The organism is SAR86 cluster bacterium, assembly GCA_023703575.1.
In the GTDB taxonomy this organism is placed as follows: Bacteria; Pseudomonadota; Gammaproteobacteria; order Magnimaribacterales; family Magnimaribacteraceae; genus Magnimaribacter.
Genome location: CP097969.1, coordinates 1363591 through 1383904, shown reverse-complemented (window position 1 = coordinate 1383904; position 20314 = coordinate 1363591). Strand labels below are relative to the sequence as shown.

The window sequence follows — 20314 nt, the reverse complement described above, 5'->3', positions numbered from 1 at the left end:
TTTTAAGAAATAAATATACTTTTAACTGGAGAAATCAATGAAAGAAAAATTTCCATCTTTAGGCAATGAGGTAACTATAACCGAAGAAATGTGTGATCTAAACGGTCACATGAACGTAATCTATTATGCTCAAATTTTTGAAGATGAGTTTCCTTTTTATTCTAATTTAGGGTTTAACTCTGATTACTTTAAGGAGGGTTATTCATTTTTTACTCTAGAAATGAATATAAGATATTTGAAAGAGATGAAAAAAGGTGAAATTGCTTTGCCTTGTTTTAGGTACTTTGCAATCAAACCAAAATTAATCCATTACGGAGGGGTTATTCTTAATGAGTCCGGTGAAGTTTCTGCAATAACAGAAAATATTTTGGTCAATGTAGATATGAGTACTCGAAGATCTTGTGAGATGAAAGATGAAATGATTGAGCATCTTAATGGAATGTTGGATGAACATTCTGCAACGGGAGAAGTAGACTTTGAGTTAAGACTAAAGATTTAAATCGATAATAATTCTTTTTGTATATGCTCATCAATTAAAGGAAGAACTTTAGTACTCTCAAGATTTTCTTTTAATTGCTCAAGTTTTGAGGCTCCTAAGATTACAGTCGAGACGTTTTTATTTAGCAAACACCAGGCTATAGCAAGTTTTGACATACTGATATTTAACTTTTCTGCAATAGGAGCTAACTTTGTGACTCTTCCCATCCTCTCCTGACCTCTATCAGACTCTACCATACTTTTTTTGAGCCACTCATAACCAGATAAGGTTGCTCTAGAGCCCTCTGGAATACCATCAAGATATTTTCCTGTTAAAGCACCGGAAGCTAATGGAGACCAGATAGTAGTTCCAAGACCATACTTCTCGTAGAGTGGTCCGTATTCATTTTCAAATCTATTTCTATCGAGTAGGTTATATTGTGGTTGCTCCATAGAAGGAGGAGTCAAGTGATTCGTAAAAGCAAATTCATATGCTTCTGTAATTTCTTCAGCAGTCCATTCTGAAGTTCCCCAATACAAAACTTTACCTTGGGTAACTAGATTATGCATCGCCCATACAGTTTCACCTATCGGTGTATCAGGGTCGGCCCTATGACAGAAAAAGAGATCAAGATAATCTACTTGTAGTCTTTCTAATGCTTGATGACAGGCTTCGGTTATATGCTTTCTGCTAAGGCCGATTTGAGTTGGTAATGGATTTTCTCTCGCTCCAAAGAATACCTTTGAAGAAACGCAGTAAGAGTCTCTAGGATTTGTTAGGGCTTTTAATGCCTTTCCCATTACAATCTCAGATTGTCCTCTTTCGTATCCTTCAGCATTATCAAAGAAGTTAACGCCAGCTTCTAGGCAAGTTCCAAACATCGACTCAGCAAGCTTGGTATCTACTTGTTTGTTGAAAGTTACCCACGATCCAAATGATAGTTCGGAAACTTTCAGACCCGATTTGCCTAAGTTTCTATATTTCATATTATTCCCCTAATAAAACTTGTTTTAATATCTCAACTCCTTTTTCTATTTCCGAATTCGGGATATTTAGAGCAGGAGCTAATCTAAGACAATTTGAACCAGCGGAAACCAAGATTAAACCTTGTTCATATGCTTGATCTAATACTTCATTGGCACTTTTATCTACTAAATCGCAACCAATCCATAATCCCGCCGACCTTACGTCTGAGAATACTCCCTCAGCCTCTAACTCAGATAAAAGATCCAAAAATAATTTTTCCTTTTCACTGACATCATTAAGAAATTTTTCATCACTCACTATGTTTAATACTTCATGAGCGACTGCACAGGCAATTGGATTGCCTCCAAAAGTTGAGCCGTGAGTACCTGGCTGCATACTCTCACCAATAACTTTTGTCGTTAGTGTGGCCCCAATAGGTATTCCACCACCTAATCCCTTGGCGGATGTCACTATGTCTGGTTGAATATCATAATTCATGTATCCATAGAGGCTACCCATTCTCCCAACTCCACTTTGTACTTCGTCAATTATTAGAAGAGCACCCTTTTTAGATGTCACCTCATTGAGTTTTGACATAAAGTTATTTGTCGCTTTGAAGACCCCAGCCTCGCCTTGAACCGGTTCAAGAATCACAGCTGCAGTTTGATCAGTAATGAGCTCTTCTAGACACGATAAGTCGTTAAATACTCCGTGTTTGATTCCAGGCATTAGGGGTCCGAATCCATTCCTGTGCATTTCAGAACTTCCTAGAGAGATATTCAAAAGAGATCTTCCATGAAAAGAGTTTTGAAAAGAAACTATTTCATTTCTATTTTCATTTCTCGAAGAGTGATATTTTCTGGCTATTTTTATAGCAGCTTCATTGGCTTCTGATCCTGAATTACTAAAAAAAATATTTTCTGCAAAAGTTAACTCAGTTAGCTTATTTGCTAATTTAATCGCTGGCTCATTTGTTAAGTAATTACTAAGATGCCATATTTTTTTTGACTGATCTGTCAGTGCCTTGATAAGAGAGGGGTGAGAATGACCTAGGGAATTAACGGCTATTCCTCCTCCAAAATCTATGTATTCTTTATCATCTTGATCCCAAACAAGTGATCCCTCTGCCTTCTTCGGTACGAAATTTGCAGGAGAGTAATTTGGCAACATTACGTTGTCATATACCCCTCTTAATTCATTATTTTTACTATTTTGTCTCATTCACTGAAGTTTATTGGGCGAGAGAGTAGTATTATAGATACCCTTTTTATATGGTCAAAATTGAAAATAACTTAGAAGACAAAATATACAGGATATTGCTTCGTCCCAATCAATCTTCTGATTGGAAATCTAGTTTGATTTTTATCCTTATAATAGCATTCACATGTTTATCAATTGGTATTGGTTTTGCCCTAGCCGGTGCCACTATGATTCTGCCATTTGCAGGATTAGAAATACTTTTTGTTGGTGTATGCGTTTATTTAGTTATGAAAAATACTTATAAGCAAGAAGTGATAACCCTAACAAAAGAAACATTAAAAATTGAAAAAGGACAAGGAAAACGAGACCAAGTTTGGGAATATTTTAGGATGTGGTCTTTTGTTTCAGTAGAGCGACCAGAGCATCCTTGGTATCCAGCGCATATAGTAGTTTCTTCAAAAGGAGAGCGCGTCCCAATAGGCGACTTTCTTACTGAAGATGAAAAAGAAGAATTAGTAGAAAACCTTGAAAGAATAATTCTGGAATTAAAGTAACTACTTTCTTTGGTTAAATCTTTTTCCCACCATTGCTGAAGTAATATTAATCTTTTGAATATCTATAGTTCCACCAGCTATTCCCCAGCCCCAAACATCTCTATATTTTCTCTCCATGGAGTATTCTTTATTAAATCCATAGCCACCCATTAGCTGCATAGCAGATGCAACTACTTCTCGAGCAGTCTCATTTGAAAAACATTTTCCAACACTCGACTCGAAGATACTTGGGAAACCTTCCTGGGCATTATGAGCTGCTCGGTGGATAAGAAGCCTTGATGCTTCAACTTTCATTGCCATTTCCGCTAATTTCATTTGGACAGCTTGAAATTCAACAATGGGCTTACCAAATTGTTCTCTCTCTTGAACATAGTCAATTGCACTCTCTAATGCTCCAGAAGCTTGTCCTAGGCACATTATCGCATTGCCACATCTTTCAAGATCGAAGGCTTCCATCAGTTTTTTAAAACCACCATTAGCTTCAACAATTATATTTTCAACTGGAACTTCTACGTTATCAAAATAAATGTCTGCAGAGGGTATACCATTCCAACCCATAAGCTTTTCTTGCTGACCAAAGCTTACTCCAGGAGCATCTTTCTCGATATAAACTGCTCCAATACCATTTGCACCTGGATCATCTGACATTCTGCAGTAAACAACATAACCCTCAGAATGACCTCCACCAGAACACCATCTTTTAGTACCATTTAGAATAAATTTGTTGTCTTTAATTTCAGCTTTTGTAGTCAGATCAGTCAAGGCTGAACCTGCATTTGGTTCTGACATTGAAACAGCAACTACTATATTTCCTGCACAAACTTCAGGAATGACCTTCTGCTTTAATTCTTCAGAAGCAAAATGTTCTATTGCCTTAACAGGACCGACACAACTTTCAAATATTGGAAAAGCAACTGCTGAAGAAACTTTAGCGAATTCTTCCATGACAAGTAGCGCATCTAAATTAGATAAACCTAGTCCGCCATAATCTTCAGAAACATTGATGCCTAAAAAACCCATTTCTGAGTATTTTTTTAGCCATTCCTTAGAAAGTGGCTCGCTTGTCTTCTCCATTGAATCGGCCACTTCAACCATTTCATTTTGAGCAAATGATCTTGCAGTATCTTGAAGTTCTTTTTGTTGGTCAGATAGTTTAAAGTCCATATTGCTCTCCTAGATAATTCTATCTATTTTAAATTTCTCTATATCTTCTTGAGTGTAGCCAAGGCCAGAAAGAATTTCTACATTATGTTCACCTAATTCAGGCGATCTAGTTTTTATTTGTCCTGGATTTTCTGATAATTCTATTGCAGGACCAACTACCGAGTATTCTTCATCCATGGTTGGATAACTCATCTTAATAAAAGAACCCTTTTCGATAATATGTTCTTCATTAAGTGTCTGTTTTGCTTTAAGTACTTCTCCTACTGGAATTCTTGAACTCTCTAAAGCAGCTATAGCTTCTTGAGATGTTCTTTCTGCACACCAATCTGACATCCTTGCACTTATAAGTTCTCCGTTTTCGCCTCTGCTTAAATCATCTTTAAACCTCTCATCAGTTAACCAATCCTCTTCTCCCATCAGTTTGACCCATCTTTCAAAAAGTGGGCCTCCTACGGTCTGAACAAGGATCCATCCATCTTTTGTTTTGAATGTATCTGATGGACCTGATGTCTGGGCTCTATTCATAGATGCAACCCTATTAACATTTAGTATTTCTTGTTCGATTAAAAGACTGTTAGTTGTTGTAAGCGCTGTTTGTAATAAGGATGTTTGAACCCTCTGACCTCTACCAGTTTTTTGTTTTTCCAAATACGCTAATAGAGTTCCAAAGGCCGCAAGCGAGGCACTACAAAAATCTACATATGGTGCATATGCTTTAGTTGGTTGGTCCGGCTGCCCGGTCATATCCATAGCACCTGACATAGCTTGAGCAACGCCGTCAAATCCAACTCTTTCTGCATAAGGACCGGTTGTTCCAAAAGCTGTGTTTGAAGTCAGTATTATCCCTGGATTTATTAATTTAAGATCATCATAATCAAGACCCATTGATTTGAGTGTCTGTTCTGGTAAGTTTGCAATAACAATATCAGAATTTTCTACAAGTCTTCTTACTATTTCCCTACCTTTATCTTTAGTTGGATTTAAGGTTAAACCCATTTTATTTCGATTGAGCTGAAGAAACATCGCTCCCTGTCCATCTTCTGTTACGGGCGTTACATATCTATCTTCACTTCCACTAATTCTTTCTATTCTGATAACTTCTGCGCCATAATCTGCAAGCAGTGCACCACAAAAAGGTCCTGCAATATATCTTCCAAAATCTAGAACTTTTACACCCTCTAAAATTCCACTCATACAACTTGTTTCCTTTAAATTAAACTTCCCCATTTATTTAATGCATACTAGGATTATAATCAAGCTATGACAGATCAAGAAATACCAGATGGTTTCAAGGAGTTAAAAATTCCCCAACCTCATATAGAAAATTTAGGTCCAGGGTTTTATAAAAAAGAAGATGATCAATTATTTATGATCTTTTTTGCTAAAGAGGAACATAGTAATTTTTACAACTCAGCACACGGTGGAGCGCTCATGGCATTAGCTGATTTTTGCCTGACATCCTCTATGATGAAAGACAGAAATAGTTTAGTTACAACGGTCAGCTTTCATTCAGAGTTTTTAGCCCCTGCACCTATAGGCAGCAAGCTGTTAATCCGCTGTAAACCGAAAAAAATCGGGAAATCATTAGGTTTTTCAGAAGGTGATATAACTGTGGATGGAGAGACTATAATTACTTTTGGAGGAGTCGGAAGAATAATTAAAAATAATGGATAAACAGTACGAAATAATTCTTTACGGGGCTACCGGTTTTACAGGTCAGATTTGTTGTAAGTACATTCGAGATAATTATCCTGATTTGACTTGGGCGATTGGAGGAAGAAATAAAGAGAAACTTGAGCAAATTAAATCAGACTTTAATCTCAATTGTGACGTAGTTGTAGCTGATGGAGCAGACTTAGATGCTTTAAAACTAATGACAAGTCAAACTAAAGTTGTCTTATCTACTGCTGGGCCATTTGCAAGATATGGCTCTTTGCTGGTTCAAGCATGTGTTGAAGAAGGCTCTCACTATACTGATATAACTGGAGAGAATCATTGGGTAAAAGGTTTAATTGATAAACATCATGATGAAGCTGCTTCTAAAGGAATAAGAATTATTCCATCTTGCGGCTATGATTCCATACCTTCTGATATCGGAGCTTTTTTTACTATTTCTCAATTTAACAAACCTGTATTAAGAGTGGACGTCTATCATGAAGCTCAAGGCGGGGCCTCAGGCGGAACAACCGAGACAATATTTACTATGGATGGCGTTGGAAAAGAAATGAGAGACCCTTTTGTTTTGAATCCTGAAGATACAGTATCAGATGAGCAGAGGGAAAATTCTAAAGATGGATTTAAGGTAGAGAAAATTGATGGCCTTGATGGATGGGCCGGTGTAGGCGTAATGGCTGTAGCCAATACAAGAGTTGTAAGACGATCTGCCGCTCTAATGGAGCAGAATCAAAGACCCTATGGAAACAACTTTACTTTTGGAGAACATGGTTTATTTTCTTCAAAAAGAAATGCAAGATTAGCTTCGATAGGACTCCTAATCGGTTTTATAGTTTTAAGTACTCCAATAAAACATTTAGTAAGACCTTTCCTTCCCAAACCAGGAGAAGGACCTAGTCAAGAAACACAAGATAATGGTTGGTTTAGGGCTACTTTTGTAGCTCGTTCTGAAGATAATGAAAAGAAGATTTGTACAATGTATGGGTCTGGAGATCCGGGTTATAAATCTACGGCTAAATTAGTTTGTGAATCCGCAATGGCTCTTGCACGTTCTGATAACTTGCCCGGTGGTCCGGAGTATGGAGGAGTTCTAACCTCTGCTGTTGGATTAGGAGAGGTATTGGTTGATAGATTAAAAAATGCAGAAATTGAATTTAAAGTTATGTCTTAAATTTTGAAATTTCTAAGCTTTTTTCTGATAAGTTTATTTTTCAAAGAAGCAGTTTGAATTACACCATCTTCAAATGGCGCCCAAGCCTCACCCTGAATTAATGGGCTTAGATAATTTTTACAAGACTGAGTAATACCAAAACCATCTTTTGAGATGAAATTTCTAGGCATCTTTTTCTCTATATTTGCTACTTTGCTCAATGCAACTTTTCCAACCTCCCAGGAATATGACTTAGTTTTTTTTCTAACTATTATTGGCATAATCGCGTTTTCTCCCGAAGAAGCGTATTCAACAGCTGCTTTTCCCACTGCATATGCATGATCTAAATCTACCTGGGATGCAATATGTCTAGCCGAACGTTGTAAGTAGTCAGAGACTGCCCAATGATATTTAAAACCTAATTTATTGCTTATCATTTCAGCAATACGAGGTGCAACCCCACCAAGTTGTTTATGACCAAATGAGTCCACTGTCCCTGCATCTGCAAGAAATTTTCCATTCTTGTATTTAGCTCCTTCAGACACGACAATGACGCAATAATCCTCTTTTTTTACAACTTCTTTTACTTTTTTTAGGAATAATTTTTCATTAAAGCTTACTTCTGGGAGTAAGATAATATGAGGAGCAGAGTTATTTTTTGATTTAGCAAGACCTGCAGAAGCAGCCAACCATCCTGCATGTCTGCCCATAACCTCAAAGATAAATACTTTGGTTGAGCTCTTAGACATACTTTTTACATCCAAAGCCGCTTCTTTAGTTGATGTGGCAATATACTTTGCAACGGATCCAAAACCGGGACAGTTATCCGTATAGGGCAAGTCATTATCTATTGTTTTTGGTATGCCAATGCAGGTAACGGGAAATCCTGCATCTTTTGTGTATTGGGCGATTTTGTTTGAGGTGTCTTGAGAATCACCTCCGCCATTGTAAAAAAAGTAACCAATGTCATGAGCCTTAAAAACATCAATGAGTCTTTCATATTCTCTTTTACTTTGATTGACGTCTTTGAGTTTATGTCTACAGGAACCAAAAGCGCCTCCTGGAGTGTGCATTAATTTTTTGATATCGGAAAAATTTTCTAGACTGGTATCAATTAGTTCTTCATTGAGTATCCCAATGATTCCATCCTTGCCAGCATAAAGTTTATTAATTTTCTTTGATTTTCTAGAAGCCTCTATTACCGCAGAGGCAGTTGCATTGATAACAGAAGTAACCCCTCCTGATTGAGCATAGATTGCATTCTGAGATTTCATTGTAAGAATAATACTTTAAAACAAATCTATCTTGTAATCATTCTTGATAGTTATAATGAAGTCATGTCTAAAGAAAGAGTTCATATACTTGGTATTTGCGGAACTTTTATGGGCGGTCTTGCCTTGATGGGGAAAGAGAAGGGTATAGAGATTTCTGGATGTGATGAAAATATATATCCTCCAATGTCAGATCATCTGAAGGATATGGGCATAGAAATAATCGAAGGCTATGACTCCTCTGATCTCCCTGTCGCTGATTACTATGTAATTGGTAATTCAATCTCCAGGGGCAATCCAGCATTGGAATATTTACTCTCTAAAAAGTCTAATCTTATTTCGGGTCCCGAATGGCTTTATGATTATGTTATAAAAGATAAGAAAGTTATCGCAGTATCAGGAACTCATGGCAAAACTACCACTACAGCTATGATCGCTTGGATATTTGAAGATAATAATATTGATGTCGGCTATCTGATAGCAGGAAAACCGAAAGACTTTGAAAAGTCTGCGAGACTTGGGAGTGAAGATATATTCGTCATTGAGGCGGATGAATATGACACAGCATTCTTTGACAAAAGATCAAAATTCATTCACTACAAACCAGATACTTTGATCTTAAACAACTTAGAATTTGATCATGCAGATATATTTCCTGATATATCTTATATTTTTCGAGAATTTCATCACTTACTAAGGACTTTAAAAAAGGAAGCACAGATTATTTTTCCAAATGATGATTCAAATATCTCAAAAGTTCTCGACATGGGTACTTGGAGCAAATTAATAAGTTATGACGTAAACATTAATAACAAAAATTCAGTAATATTCAATGATGACTCAAAGCAAACTACCTATAAAATTGATCAAGAACAAGGTCGAATAGATTGGGAGATGTTTGGTGAGCACAACGCAAGAAATGCGATCTCAGCAGCTTTAGCAGCAAAACAATATGGGATTTCGTTGAAAGATTCTTTGTCTTCACTAGAAAAGTTTCAAGGTGTTTCAAAGAGACAAGATATTATTTTGGATACAGAAGACCTCATGATTATAGAGGACTTTGCTCACCACCCAACAGCTATAAAAACAACCCTAGATGGCCTGAGGAAGAAATTTCCTAAAAAACGCTTACTAGCTGCGATTGAACTGAGGTCAAATACTATGAAATCAGGTTTTCATGATGAGCAATTACTGCATTCAGTTTCCGCAGCTGACCTTATCTTTTGGAAAGGAGATGATTCTGAACAAGTCAAAGGAATTATTAATAAGAATCCATCAAAGTTTTCTGATATTTGTAATGTTGACAATTTTGTAGATGGTATAGATTCATTATTTGTTGCAGGTGATATTTTGCTTATTATGTCTAATGGCAATTTTGATAACCTCTCCAAAAAACTTTTAGAAAAATATAATTAATGGAAAAAGAAACCTCTTCAGCTTTATTTCCTTTATCTGTGAATGTTTTGCCGGGTGCTTATTTGCCTTTACAGATATTTGAGCCTAGATATATTGATATGGTGAGTGAATGTCTAGCTAATTCTGAGGGTTTTTGTATTGTCCTATTTAAAGATGATTTTAACGAAGAAAATAATGATTATCTTCCTCATCATAAAATTGCTACTTATGTCGAGATAGTTGATTTTAATAAACTTGATAATGGCTTACTAGGCATAACGGTTCAGGGTAAATATAAGATCAGGATTAAAGATGTATGGAAAAAGGAAGATGAATTATTGCTTGGAAAAATAGAAAGGATTAACGAAGAAGATGACAATCTATCAAATGAGCCGAAATACCTAGATTTATGGAATATGGTCAAAGAAATTACAAATCATCCTGAAATTAAAAAGCTTAACTTGGATCTTGATCTCCATAGTTCTATAAGTGTTTGTTATATCCTGGCGAGTGTGCTTCCTCTGAGACCTCAAGAGAAACAAACAATTCTAGAATTTGAAAACAACCGAGATAAGCTAGATTATTTAAAGGTTTTGATTAAAAGATTAGGCGGTTAACCTTGTCTCCAGTTTCCATGGAAACCATAAGGAATTCTATGGGGTAGCATAGCCTTTGCAAGCGGCCCACTGGAAACATTTTCTGCATCAAAGATCATCAAATCTGAACGATTCTCTTTGCCCAAGTAAGAAAGTGCGATTAAATAACCTTCTCCCTCTTTAGATTCCTGATTTTTTGGAACAAATATTGGTTCACCTACAGCATCAAACTCAGAAAGAGTAAAACTATCTTTATGGCCTGTATCATAGTCATAACTAGTTACTGTATTGAAGCTTACTCCTTTAGGAGAATCTCCATTATTTGAAGCATAATATCCATATCTGTACTTAGACATTGTTTTTCTTTCGTCTAACCTTGGAAATTCGCCAATGCTTTCGTCGAGATACTGCTTTTTTATTGAACCCGAGTTTGAACTTAGATCAATTTCCCATCTATTCAATCTGGCTTCACCTTTTTTAAGATCAGGTCTTGATCCATCTAAATGAGGAAACATAGGTGCCTCTTCAAATTGCATCATATCAGCAATTATTTTATCTCCATCTTCGAAGGCATTCATTGGATGGAAGACAAAACATGGATCGCTTTCTATCCACTTTATATCTTCAGTTGAACCATCTCTTGGCATTATCCCTATTTGACTCGGGCGATTAACATCCCAAGCAATAGGTGATTTACCGCTTGCTGTTAGATTAAAATCAATAATTAAAGGAAATATAGGGAAAATAACATGTTTTGTGGTAACTACAAAGTCATGCACCATACTTGAGTAAGGCGTTTTAAACTCTTTGTATGTAGTCATTATCCCTTCTGAGTTGACTACAAAGTAGCTCATTTTATTTACCCCAAAACCATAGCTAAAACCTATCATCTCTCCAGTTTTTGGGTCTATCTTTGGATGTGCAGTCATTGCTGAGTCCAGTTTTCCTTTATAGTTCCAGGCACCTTTTGACTCTAAGGTTAAAGGATCAAGTTCAAAAGGTTTATGACCTTCTTCAAGGGCTAATAGTTTGCCAGAGTGGAAAACTATATTGGTATTTGCAGTTCCATCTTCACCTTCAAAATTAAATTCTGGATCAGGATCCATTGGATTAAGAGCATTTATGAGTGATCTGCCAGCTTTTCTCTCCTGTTTCCACTTAGAAGTTTGGGCCCATCGGTTTAAATAAGAAATCCTACCATTTTCAAAATGGAACGCATGTATCATCCCATCGCCTGCAAACCAGTGGTAGTCTCCTTCCATAGGAGGAAATTGCGGATCTGGACCATTTCTGTAGTAACTACCGAATAAATCTCTAGGAACTTCTCCCTCAATGATGAGATCTTGAATATTACACTCCATTCTTAAAGGAGCGTAATTACCCCTTAAATTTGGATGATCTGGGTATAAATTTGTCATAGTTATGTATATTTTTTACTAAAGTATCTTATTAACATAAATAAAACAACAACTCCAATCAAAATCAAAAGGGAATCAACTAGGTTGATATTTTCTGAGATCAGGGCTTGCGCAGCATAGTAACCAGGTACGGTGTAAACTAATGCCCATAAAAAACAAGAAAGAATCTCAACTAAGAAGAATTTCTTTATATTCATGTTTAATGATCCTGCTGTTATAGGAAGTAGGGGCCTAACTGGACCTATAAACTTACCTACAAAAAGACCAACCATCCCATACCTTTTAAAGAATGCCTGTCCATTTTGAAGAAAATGAGGATATTTTGTAAACGGCCAGATTTTTCTAAGTGAATTTCTAAAGCTATAGCCCAAGAAGAAACTGGCAATATCTGAAAGAAAGCTAGATACGTATGCCAATAAAACTACTTCATAAATACTTATAGAAGAAGAAGCTAATCCTGATATCAAAGCAAGTAAAACAACACCAGGAATAATTATTCCTATTAAAGCAAAGGATTCTATAAATGAAGCTCCTATAATTCCTAGGCCAATCCATTGAGGATTATTCTCAAGCCAAATTATTATTTCATTAAATTCGAACATCTTAAGTCTTTGAAAGCATAGATACTTAGGTAGAATATTCAACAATGACTCAGAGTAAAGAAATAAATACTTATATGAATCGGTTAGGATCTGAAGCAAAAGAAGCTTCTTTAATCTTATCCCAAGCTTCCTTAGAGCAAAAAAATGAGGCACTGAGCTGCATTTCGGAACAAATAGAATCTGATAGGGATGAAATATTAAGTACAAATAAAAAAGACTTAGATTTAGCTAAACAAAAATCTATAGGATCAGCTCTCATAGATAGATTAGAACTAAATGACAGCAGAATTAATTCTATGATTTCTGGATTGCAGGTTGTTTCTGAGTTACCTGATCCTGTAGGAGAAATTACTGATTTAGATCCTACGCCTTCTGGGATTGAAGTTAGTAAAATGAGAGTTCCCTTGGGAGTTGTTGGAATAATATACGAATCAAGACCAAATGTTACTGCAGATGCTGCAGCACTCTGCCTTAAATCTGGAAATGCCTGCCTGTTAAGAGGAGGATCAGAAGCCATTCTTTCTAATAAGATCATCTGGAACTGTTTACAAGAAGGTCTTAAAAAAGCCAGTTTACCCAAGGAATGTATTCAGCTCGTAGAGACCACTGATAGAGAAGCTGTAAAAACTTTACTGCATCTAGATGATTATTTGGACGTAGTCATTCCCAGAGGAGGTAAAGGTTTGGTGCAGCTTATTTCTGATGAATCAAAGGTGCCTGTAATAAAACACTTAGATGGAATTTGTCATGTATACATAGACGAGGCAGCAGATATAAAAAAAGCTGAAAATATTGCTTTTAATGCGAAGACCTACAGATATGGAATATGCGGTGCCATGGAAACGCTTTTAGTTCATTCTTCAGTAGCATCTTTACTTCTGCCTAGCTTAGAAGATAGATTTTCTTCGGAAGGAGTGGAAGTTAGAGGTTGTCAAAAAACACTTCAATTTATAGATGCAAATGAAGCTAAAGAAGATGACTGGTTAACTGAATATCTTGCTCCCATTCTCTCCATAAAAGTTGTTGAAGATATGAGCGAAGCCATAGATCATATTCAAAAGTACGGATCACAACATACAGATTCAATAGTCACTGAAGACAAAAATAAAGCTGAATACTTTTTTAAAAACGTGGACTCAAGTTCTGTTATGCATAACTTGCCCACATGCTGGGCTGATGGGTTTGAGTATGGACTAGGAGCTGAAGTTGGAATTTCTACTGATAAGATTCATGCAAGGGGTCCCGTGGGCTTAGAGGGACTAACGTCACAAAAGTTTATTGTGAAAGGTAATTCAAACTTAAGAGGAGTTTAAAATAGCCAACAAAAAACTTATCGGTATATTTGGTGGCACTTTTGATCCTATACATAAAGGACATGTCCAAGTAATAGAGAATTTTCTTAATTTAATCGATTTAGATGAACTCATTATTTTGCCAAATGGTACTCCTCCTCATAAAGAGAAAAGAATTAATGAACTCAATAAAATTAAGCTAGTTAATCTTGCGCTAAGCCACATTAATAATCTGATAATTGATGAAAGAGAGACTTTAAAAAAAAGTCCCTCATATGCTTATTTAACTTTTAAAGAGATTCAGAAAGAGAATCCAAATGACACTTTAGTATGGATAATGGGGATGGACTCTTTTTTGAAGATAGAAACTTGGTATGAGTACGAGAATTTCTTAGAAGAAGTTAATTTACTAATATTGGAAAGACCGGGATATGAAGTTGATGAAACTTCATACGTACAAAATCTCTTAGAATCTAAAAGAATTTTAAATTTTCAGGAGTTTAAAGATTCAAAAGGCAAAATTTTCATTTTGCCAATAGATCCCATTAAAGTTACTTCTACTAAGATTCGAGAGTTGATATCAAATAATGAAGACGTATCTGCGTTACTAGATAGCGATGTTTATCAATTCATTAAAGATCAAAATTTATATCAAGAGCAATGACTCAAAAACTAAAAAATAAAATTATCAATTCTTTAGAAGATATCAAAGCAGTAAATCCTATAGCAATAGATGTAACAAAGATTAGTTCTTTAACAGATTTTATGGTCATTGCGTCAGGGACATCAAATAGACATATAGCGGCGATAAGTGAGCATATCTTGGAGAGCTTAAAAGAAACAAATATTTCTGGAATCAAGATTGAAGGACAGGATGGAGATGATTGGGTCCTAGTTGACGCAGGAGATGTAGTCATTCACCTTATGTCAGCAGATGCCAGAGAGTTTTATGATTTAGAGAGTTTATGGGATCCTGAACTTTAATGAAAATTAGGTTAATTTCAATAGAATCGAGCCGCCCTGACTGGGCTAAAAAAGCTTTTAGCACTTATGAATCCAAATTTAATAAATCAATAAACATTGATTGGCTGGGATTAAAACCAGTCAACCGTATTGGGAACTATAATGTTCTAGACGTTGTCGAAAAAGAGAGCAATTTATTACAATCAAAAGTTAAGAAGAATGAATTTGTGATTGCCCTAGACAAAGAAGGACTGAATATGAGTACTGAGAAATTAAGGTTTCAGTTTGATAATTGGATCTCCAGTTCAAAAGATTTATCTATTATTATCGGTGGTCCTGACGGTTTAAGTCAAAATCTTATAAAGCAATGCGACTTTTGCTGGTCCTTATCTCAATTAACTTTTCCCCATTCTATTGTTCCGGTTTTAGTCTTGGAACAAATTTATAGAGTTTGGTCTATGACACAAAATCATCCTTATCATAAGTAAAATTAATGAGAACCATCCAGGATTTAAGAAGAGATGAAAAAGATACTCAATCATTGAGAAGCAGATCGGGTGTAATATTTTTTTTTCTACTGATCCTGATTATCTCAGGAGTATTTAAAATACTTCAATTAACTGTATTAGATAGAGTTAATTACGAGGCCGAGTCAGATAAAAATAGAATAATCAACATACCTATATATCCAGCTAGGGGTCTTATAAAGTTGGAAGATGGAACTCTTATTGCTGAAAATATAGTTACAAAAGATCTCTATATCAAAACTAAGTTATATAAGTCTTCAATGGACCAAGTTGAACAATTACGTAACAAAGTTTTGGATGAAAATAGAAAAATTGATCAGTTAGAGGTTTCAAATCAAGATGAAGAAAAAATTTGGCTTGCACGAAATCTAAGTGAACAGGAATTAGCTAAGTATGAAGTGCAAAAAAATTCAATACCTAATATTCAACTTGAAGCCAAATTAAGAAGATATCTTCCTCATAAAAATCTCTTTTCTCACGCTATCGGTCATTTAGGTCTCATAAATACGAATGAAAGACTTTCTCTATCAAGAGCAGAATATCCTGATGATTCTTTCATTGGGAAGGTTGGACTAGAGAAGTCGTATGAAAAAACTCTAAGAGGCAAGGCTGGAATTAGCCTGATGGAGGTGGATGTATACGGAAATAAGATTAGAGAAATTAATAGAGTTTTCCCCGACAAGCCTTTCAACCTAACACTCACTCTTGACCTAAGGTTACAGAAAATTGCTCAGGAAGAACTTGCCAATAGAAGAGGAGCTGTAGTGGCTTTGGACCCAACGACTGGATTTATTAAAGCTCTAGTAAGTTCACCAGACTATAACCCCAATATTTTAAACGGTTCAGAAAGTGGTTCGCCTGTCTCTCAATCTTCCTTGGAAGATTCACCTTTCTTTAATCGTGCAATATCTGGTTTGTACCCGCCGGCCTCAACCATAAAACCTTTTATTGGTTTGCTTGGTCTTGAAGAAGAGCTAATTACTGAGTCAACTATTATAGAAGATAAAGGCTTTTTTCAGCTAAAAGAAGAAGGAAGAAAGTATCGTGGATGGAAAGAGGATGGGCACGGAAAAGTAGATCTTAAGAAGGCAATCGTCGAGTCTTCAGATGTTTATTTTTATGAACTTGCTTCAAAGCTTACCATTGATAGGATTTCAGCATTTTTGTTGAGATTTGGTTTTGGACAAATCAGCGGTATAGATTTGATTAATGAATCTAAAAGTATTCTACCAACTAGAAATTGGAAGTTAGGTAATATTGGTGAAGCTTGGTTCGTAGGAGATACGATAAATATTGGAATAGGGCAGGGATACATAAGCTCTACCCCACTCCAATTAGCAGTTTCACTGTCTGCAATAGCAAATAAAGGAAAGATTTTTCAGCCTAAACTCATAAGAAATAATCAGCTTAATGACTATGAGCCTGACCTTTTGATGGAAGTACAAATTGAAAACCCAAAACATTGGAATATTATTGAAAAATCAATGATCTCTGTAATTAATTCTTGGAATGGCACAGCTCATAATTTATATGAAGAAGGAGGAATAACTATAGCTGGTAAAACTGGAACCGCTCAAATTAAAAGCCTTACTGATCAAGATCTTACCGTAAGAGAAGAATATGAGGGAATAAGAAAAGATATAAAAAACAGAGATCATGCTCTTTTTGCAAGTTATGGCCCTATTCCTGATCCTAATTTAGTTGTAGTTGTTATAGTAGAAAATGGTGAATCTGGAAGTGCCGTAGCTGCACCCATTGCTAAGCGTCTTATTGAACAATATCAAATAAACATCAATGAATCATGAGCAACAGAAATCCTCTTGATTATTCCCTAAATAAACCATTGGTTACAAGTTTTAACCCTTTTAGATATGTGTTTAAGGACATAACATTGGTGCTAGCCCTTATCGCCGTCCTTATCTTTGGCTTGGCAATGTTGTACAGCTCAAGTGGTCAATCCTTTTCGATGATCATGCGTCAGTCGATTTATGTTTTTGCAGGTTTAATAATGATGATTTTCATTTCTCATTTAAAACCTGACTCCTATAAAAATATTTTGATGCATTCTTACTGGATTGGTCTTTTACTTCTTATTTATGTTCTATTTAATCCAGCTGAAGGCTATACAACTAGTAGGTGGATAGATATGGGGTTTTTTCAGTTTCAACCGTCTGAAATCATAAGATTGATCTTGCCGCTATCAATTGTTGCTTATTTACATAGGAAGGAATCAAAAATAAGATTAGAAGATTGGCTTTATACAACTTTAGCTGCCCTTATGTGTTCATACTTGGTTTTTGAACAGCCTGATTTAGGAACCTCTATAATAGTTTTTACGTCTGGAATTATTCCAATATATTTAGCTGGTTTGCCTTACAGGGTTATAGCTGCTTATTTAGGTATGTTGGCAATTGTTTCTCCTTTTATTTGGTCTAGCTTATTAGATTACCAAAAACAAAGGGTCCTCACTTACTTTGATAGTAATGTTGATCCTCTCGGAGATGGTTGGAATATCGCTCAGTCACAAACTGCCATAGGTTCTGGAGGTTTTTTTGGTAAGGGCTACTTAGAGGGCACCCAAAGCCAGCTTAATTTTATTCCCGAAAGTCATTCTGATTTTATTTTTTCTGTTATCGGAGAGGAGTTTGGCCTATTGGGAATAACTTGCCTATTTATTGTCTATGGAATAATCATATGGCGAATTTTTAAGATTGGTTTATCAGCACAATCTCCTTTCGAAAGACTTGCCTGCTGTTCTTTGGGATTCATCTTCCTTTTATTTATTCTAATTAATGTATCAATGGTTATCGGTATAATTCCTGTTGTTGGAGTGCCTTTACCCTTGATTAGCCAAGGGGGAACTTCAATAGTTGTGCATTTATTGGCTTTTGGGGTTATTCTTTCTGCTAAGAGACCTCAGTTATGAATATAAAAAAATATTACAAAATCCTAATAATTACCTTATTTGCTTCGCAAAGCTTATATTCCGATTATTCTGAAAACGATGAAACTATTGAATTCATAGACTATATGGCGCAAAAACACGGATATGAAAAATCTTATCTAGAAGCCATTTTTCAACGCGCAAAATATCAAGAAAGGGTTGTTAGGATAATGAATAGACAACCTGAAGGCACTATGACATGGGAAAGGTATAGAGGCATTATGGTAAATGAATCAAGAATTTCCGCTGGTAAAGAATTTATTAATTCGCATAAACAGGATTTAAAAAGAGCTGAAAAAATATATGGTGTTCCAGCTGAAATTATTGCATCTATTATTGGAATCGAAACTAGATATGGGAGAATTAAAGGAAATATAAGAGTTATAGATTCGCTATCCACCTTAGCTTTTGATTATCCTCGAAGATCTAAATTCTTTAAAGTCCAGCTAGAAGAATTCCTTTTATTAAGCAGAGAAGAGAACTTTAATCTAGAAGAAATAGAAGGTTCAATAGCTGGTGCTATGGGATATGGTCAATTTATGCCTGATAGCTATAGGGACTACGCAGTAGATTTCGATAATGATGGAGTGAGAGATATTTTAAATAATCCTGTAGATGCTATAGGCAGTGTCGCTAATTTCCTTAACAAGAAAGGTAAATGGAAACCAAATGTGCCTATAGCCATGAGAGCTAAAGCCATAAGCGAAGTAAAAGAAATTACATCCTCATTCAAACCCTATATGACAGAAATTGAGCTAGAAAAATTTGGGCTAGAAGCTACCAAAATTATTCCTAGCAATCTCAAATTTGTGCCTATCTCACTTAATCTTGAAGATGGTTACGAATACTGGCTTGGCTTTGATAACTATCAATCTATTTCCAGATACAATAGAAGTAAATTATATGTGATGGCGGTCTTTGAATTTAGCAACTCACTATCCAAGTTTTTATAAATGAAAAAATTAAAGAAATTACCTTTTTTTATAGTTTTACTGAGCGCTATCTCAACACTTTCGCTTTTTTCTGAGGAGAGTTTCATTCCAAAGCCCCCCTCCTTAAATGCCTCAAATTATATTTTGATGGATTCAGTATCAGGAAGAATACTTGCTGAAAATGATTCTGATGAAAGGATTGAGCCTGCAAGTATTACCAAAATAATGACGGGTTATGTTGCTGCAGATCAAATAGCTAAAGGATTTGTAAGTTTAGAAGATGAAGTATTTATTAGCGAGAATTGCTGGAAGAAAGGCGGTTCTAAGATGTTTATAAGAGAAGGAACAAGAGTTCTTTTTTCAGATTTAATCAAAGGAATGGTCATACAGTCTGGTAACGACGCTAGTTGTGCTATTGCAGAGCATGTGGCTATATCTGAAGAAGGTTTTGTCGAGCTTATGCAGCTCTATATTGAAGAGATGGGCATGGAGAATACCCAGTTTAAAAATGTTAGTGGTTGGCCAGACCCCGAACATTATTCTTCAGCGAAAGACTTAGCAATTTTAACAAAAAATCTTATAGAGAAATTTCCTGATCACTATGCTCTTTATAAAGAGAAGTACTTTACCTTCAACGAAATCAAACAAAGAAATAGAAATAGCCTTCTATGGCAGGATGAATCTATTGATGGCGTAAAAACAGGTCATACCGAAAGTGCCGGATATTGTTTAGTTTCCTCAGGTGTTAGAAATGACACAAGGTTAATTGCGGTTACGATGAAAAGTTCCTCAGAAAAATCTAGATTAACTGATAGTAGACGTTTGTTAGATTATGGTTTCAGATATTACAGAACAAAACGCATCCTTGAAGCTGATTTATCTCTTGTCAATGAGCAAGTGTGGGGCGGTGAAGCGGATTCGGTAAATTTATCCTCCGCCGAAGAATTGTATCTAACCCTTTCACCCAGGGACTTCCCAAGAGTCGAACCTCAAATTAAGTTAAATGACTATCTTCAGGCACCAATTCAAAGAGGTCAGGTGGTTGGTAAGGTTGATCTAATTCTTGATGGAGACTCTCTCGCATCTGTTGATCTTATAGCTATGAAAGATGTTCCTGCTCTAGGTTTCTTTGGCAGAGCGTGGTCAAATATTAAGTTACTTACATATCAATTTCTTATGGAAGAGTAA

The 20314-nt window shown here is 35.7% G+C and carries 21 protein-coding genes; 14 read left to right on the top strand and 7 right to left on the bottom strand.

Going from position 1 to position 20314, the window contains the following annotated elements; genetic code table 11:
• Positions 1–37: 37 nt before the first annotated feature.
• Positions 38–499: a hypothetical protein gene (locus M9C83_07045; protein ID URQ66397.1), complete on the top strand. Its 462-nt coding sequence runs from the start codon at positions 38–40 to the stop codon at positions 497–499.
• Here M9C83_07045 and M9C83_07040 read toward each other — a convergent pair.
• Positions 496–1464, bottom strand: a complete 969-nt coding sequence (locus M9C83_07040) for an aldo/keto reductase (GenBank protein ID URQ66396.1) — start codon at positions 1462–1464, stop codon at positions 496–498. The two genes, M9C83_07045 and M9C83_07040, sit on opposite strands and share 4 nt — an antisense overlap.
• A 1-nt stretch (position 1465) precedes the next feature.
• Positions 1466–2665: an acetylornithine/succinylornithine family transaminase gene (locus M9C83_07035; protein URQ66395.1), complete on the bottom strand. Its 1200-nt coding sequence runs from the start codon at positions 2663–2665 to the stop codon at positions 1466–1468.
• 50 nt (positions 2666–2715) lie between these two features.
• Between M9C83_07035 and M9C83_07030 the strand changes: the two genes are divergently transcribed.
• Entirely contained in the window at positions 2716–3198 is a 483-nt protein-coding gene (locus M9C83_07030) for a DUF2244 domain-containing protein (GenBank protein ID URQ66394.1), read from the top strand.
• On the opposite strand, the gene M9C83_07025 is transcribed toward M9C83_07030, so the two are convergent.
• Together M9C83_07025 and M9C83_07020 are read right to left on the bottom strand one after the other, a co-directional pair.
• Positions 3199–4362: an acyl-CoA/acyl-ACP dehydrogenase gene (locus tag M9C83_07025; protein URQ66393.1), complete on the bottom strand. Its 1164-nt coding sequence runs from the start codon at positions 4360–4362 to the stop codon at positions 3199–3201.
• Positions 4363–4371: 9 nt separating this feature from the next.
• On the bottom strand, positions 4372–5556 hold the full coding sequence (locus M9C83_07020) for a CoA transferase (protein URQ66392.1): 1185 nt from the start codon (positions 5554–5556) through the stop codon (positions 4372–4374).
• 66 nt (positions 5557–5622) lie between these two features.
• Between M9C83_07020 and M9C83_07015 the strand changes: the two genes are divergently transcribed.
• Together M9C83_07015 and M9C83_07010 are read left to right on the top strand one after the other, a co-directional pair.
• Positions 5623–6036, top strand: coding sequence for a PaaI family thioesterase (locus M9C83_07015; protein URQ66391.1), 414 nt, complete (start codon positions 5623–5625; stop codon positions 6034–6036).
• Positions 6029–7207: a saccharopine dehydrogenase NADP-binding domain-containing protein gene (locus M9C83_07010; GenBank protein URQ66390.1), complete on the top strand. Its 1179-nt coding sequence runs from the start codon at positions 6029–6031 to the stop codon at positions 7205–7207. Before M9C83_07015 ends, M9C83_07010 begins: the two co-directional genes overlap by 8 nt.
• Here M9C83_07010 and M9C83_07005 read toward each other — a convergent pair.
• Positions 7204–8460 carry a 6-phosphofructokinase gene (locus M9C83_07005; GenBank protein ID URQ66389.1) on the bottom strand — a complete coding sequence of 419 codons (1257 nt, stop codon included), beginning with the start codon at positions 8458–8460 and terminating at the stop codon, positions 7204–7206. The two genes, M9C83_07010 and M9C83_07005, sit on opposite strands and share 4 nt — an antisense overlap.
• A 63-nt stretch (positions 8461–8523) precedes the next feature.
• Here M9C83_07005 and mpl point away from each other — a divergent pair, with 63 nt between their 5' ends.
• Entirely contained in the window at positions 8524–9873 is a 1350-nt protein-coding gene (mpl, locus tag M9C83_07000; protein ID URQ66388.1) for a UDP-N-acetylmuramate:L-alanyl-gamma-D-glutamyl-meso-diaminopimelate ligase, read from the top strand.
• Complete coding sequence (locus M9C83_06995; GenBank protein URQ66387.1) at positions 9873–10469, top strand: LON peptidase substrate-binding domain-containing protein; 597 nt, start codon at positions 9873–9875, stop codon at positions 10467–10469. The genes mpl and M9C83_06995 overlap by 1 nt, the downstream gene beginning before the upstream one ends.
• Here the strand turns inward: M9C83_06995 and M9C83_06990 are convergent.
• Entirely contained in the window at positions 10466–11866 is a 1401-nt protein-coding gene (locus M9C83_06990) for a carotenoid oxygenase family protein (GenBank protein ID URQ66386.1), read from the bottom strand. The two genes, M9C83_06995 and M9C83_06990, sit on opposite strands and share 4 nt — an antisense overlap.
• Before the next feature lie 2 nt (positions 11867–11868).
• On the bottom strand, positions 11869–12468 hold the full coding sequence (locus tag M9C83_06985) for a DedA family protein (protein ID URQ66385.1): 600 nt from the start codon (positions 12466–12468) through the stop codon (positions 11869–11871).
• Between the two features lie 44 nt (positions 12469–12512).
• On the opposite strand from M9C83_06985, the gene M9C83_06980 reads away from it, so the two are divergent.
• The 8 genes from M9C83_06980 (at position 12513) to M9C83_06945 (ending at position 20314) form a co-directional block, all read left to right on the top strand.
• Positions 12513–13781: a glutamate-5-semialdehyde dehydrogenase gene (locus M9C83_06980; GenBank protein ID URQ66384.1), complete on the top strand. Its 1269-nt coding sequence runs from the start codon at positions 12513–12515 to the stop codon at positions 13779–13781.
• Between the two features lie 73 nt (positions 13782–13854).
• Positions 13855–14424: a nicotinate (nicotinamide) nucleotide adenylyltransferase gene (gene nadD / locus M9C83_06975; protein ID URQ67408.1), complete on the top strand. Its 570-nt coding sequence runs from the start codon at positions 13855–13857 to the stop codon at positions 14422–14424.
• Positions 14421–14744, top strand: coding sequence for a ribosome silencing factor (gene rsfS, locus M9C83_06970; GenBank protein URQ66383.1), 324 nt, complete (start codon positions 14421–14423; stop codon positions 14742–14744). The genes nadD and rsfS overlap by 4 nt, the downstream gene beginning before the upstream one ends.
• Positions 14744–15211, top strand: coding sequence for a 23S rRNA (pseudouridine(1915)-N(3))-methyltransferase RlmH (rlmH, locus tag M9C83_06965; protein URQ66382.1), 468 nt, complete (start codon positions 14744–14746; stop codon positions 15209–15211). The genes rsfS and rlmH overlap by 1 nt, the downstream gene beginning before the upstream one ends.
• Positions 15212–15216: 5 nt before the next feature.
• Positions 15217–17055 carry a penicillin-binding protein 2 gene (mrdA, locus tag M9C83_06960; GenBank protein URQ66381.1) on the top strand — a complete coding sequence of 613 codons (1839 nt, stop codon included), beginning with the start codon at positions 15217–15219 and terminating at the stop codon, positions 17053–17055.
• Positions 17052–18176, top strand: a complete 1125-nt coding sequence (gene rodA, locus M9C83_06955; GenBank protein URQ66380.1) for a rod shape-determining protein RodA — start codon at positions 17052–17054, stop codon at positions 18174–18176. The genes mrdA and rodA overlap by 4 nt, the downstream gene beginning before the upstream one ends.
• Positions 18173–19147 carry a lytic murein transglycosylase B gene (gene mltB, locus M9C83_06950; GenBank protein ID URQ66379.1) on the top strand — a complete coding sequence of 325 codons (975 nt, stop codon included), beginning with the start codon at positions 18173–18175 and terminating at the stop codon, positions 19145–19147. Before rodA ends, mltB begins: the two co-directional genes overlap by 4 nt.
• On the top strand, positions 19148–20314 hold the full coding sequence (locus M9C83_06945) for a D-alanyl-D-alanine carboxypeptidase (GenBank protein URQ66378.1): 1167 nt from the start codon (positions 19148–19150) through the stop codon (positions 20312–20314). It begins immediately after the preceding gene.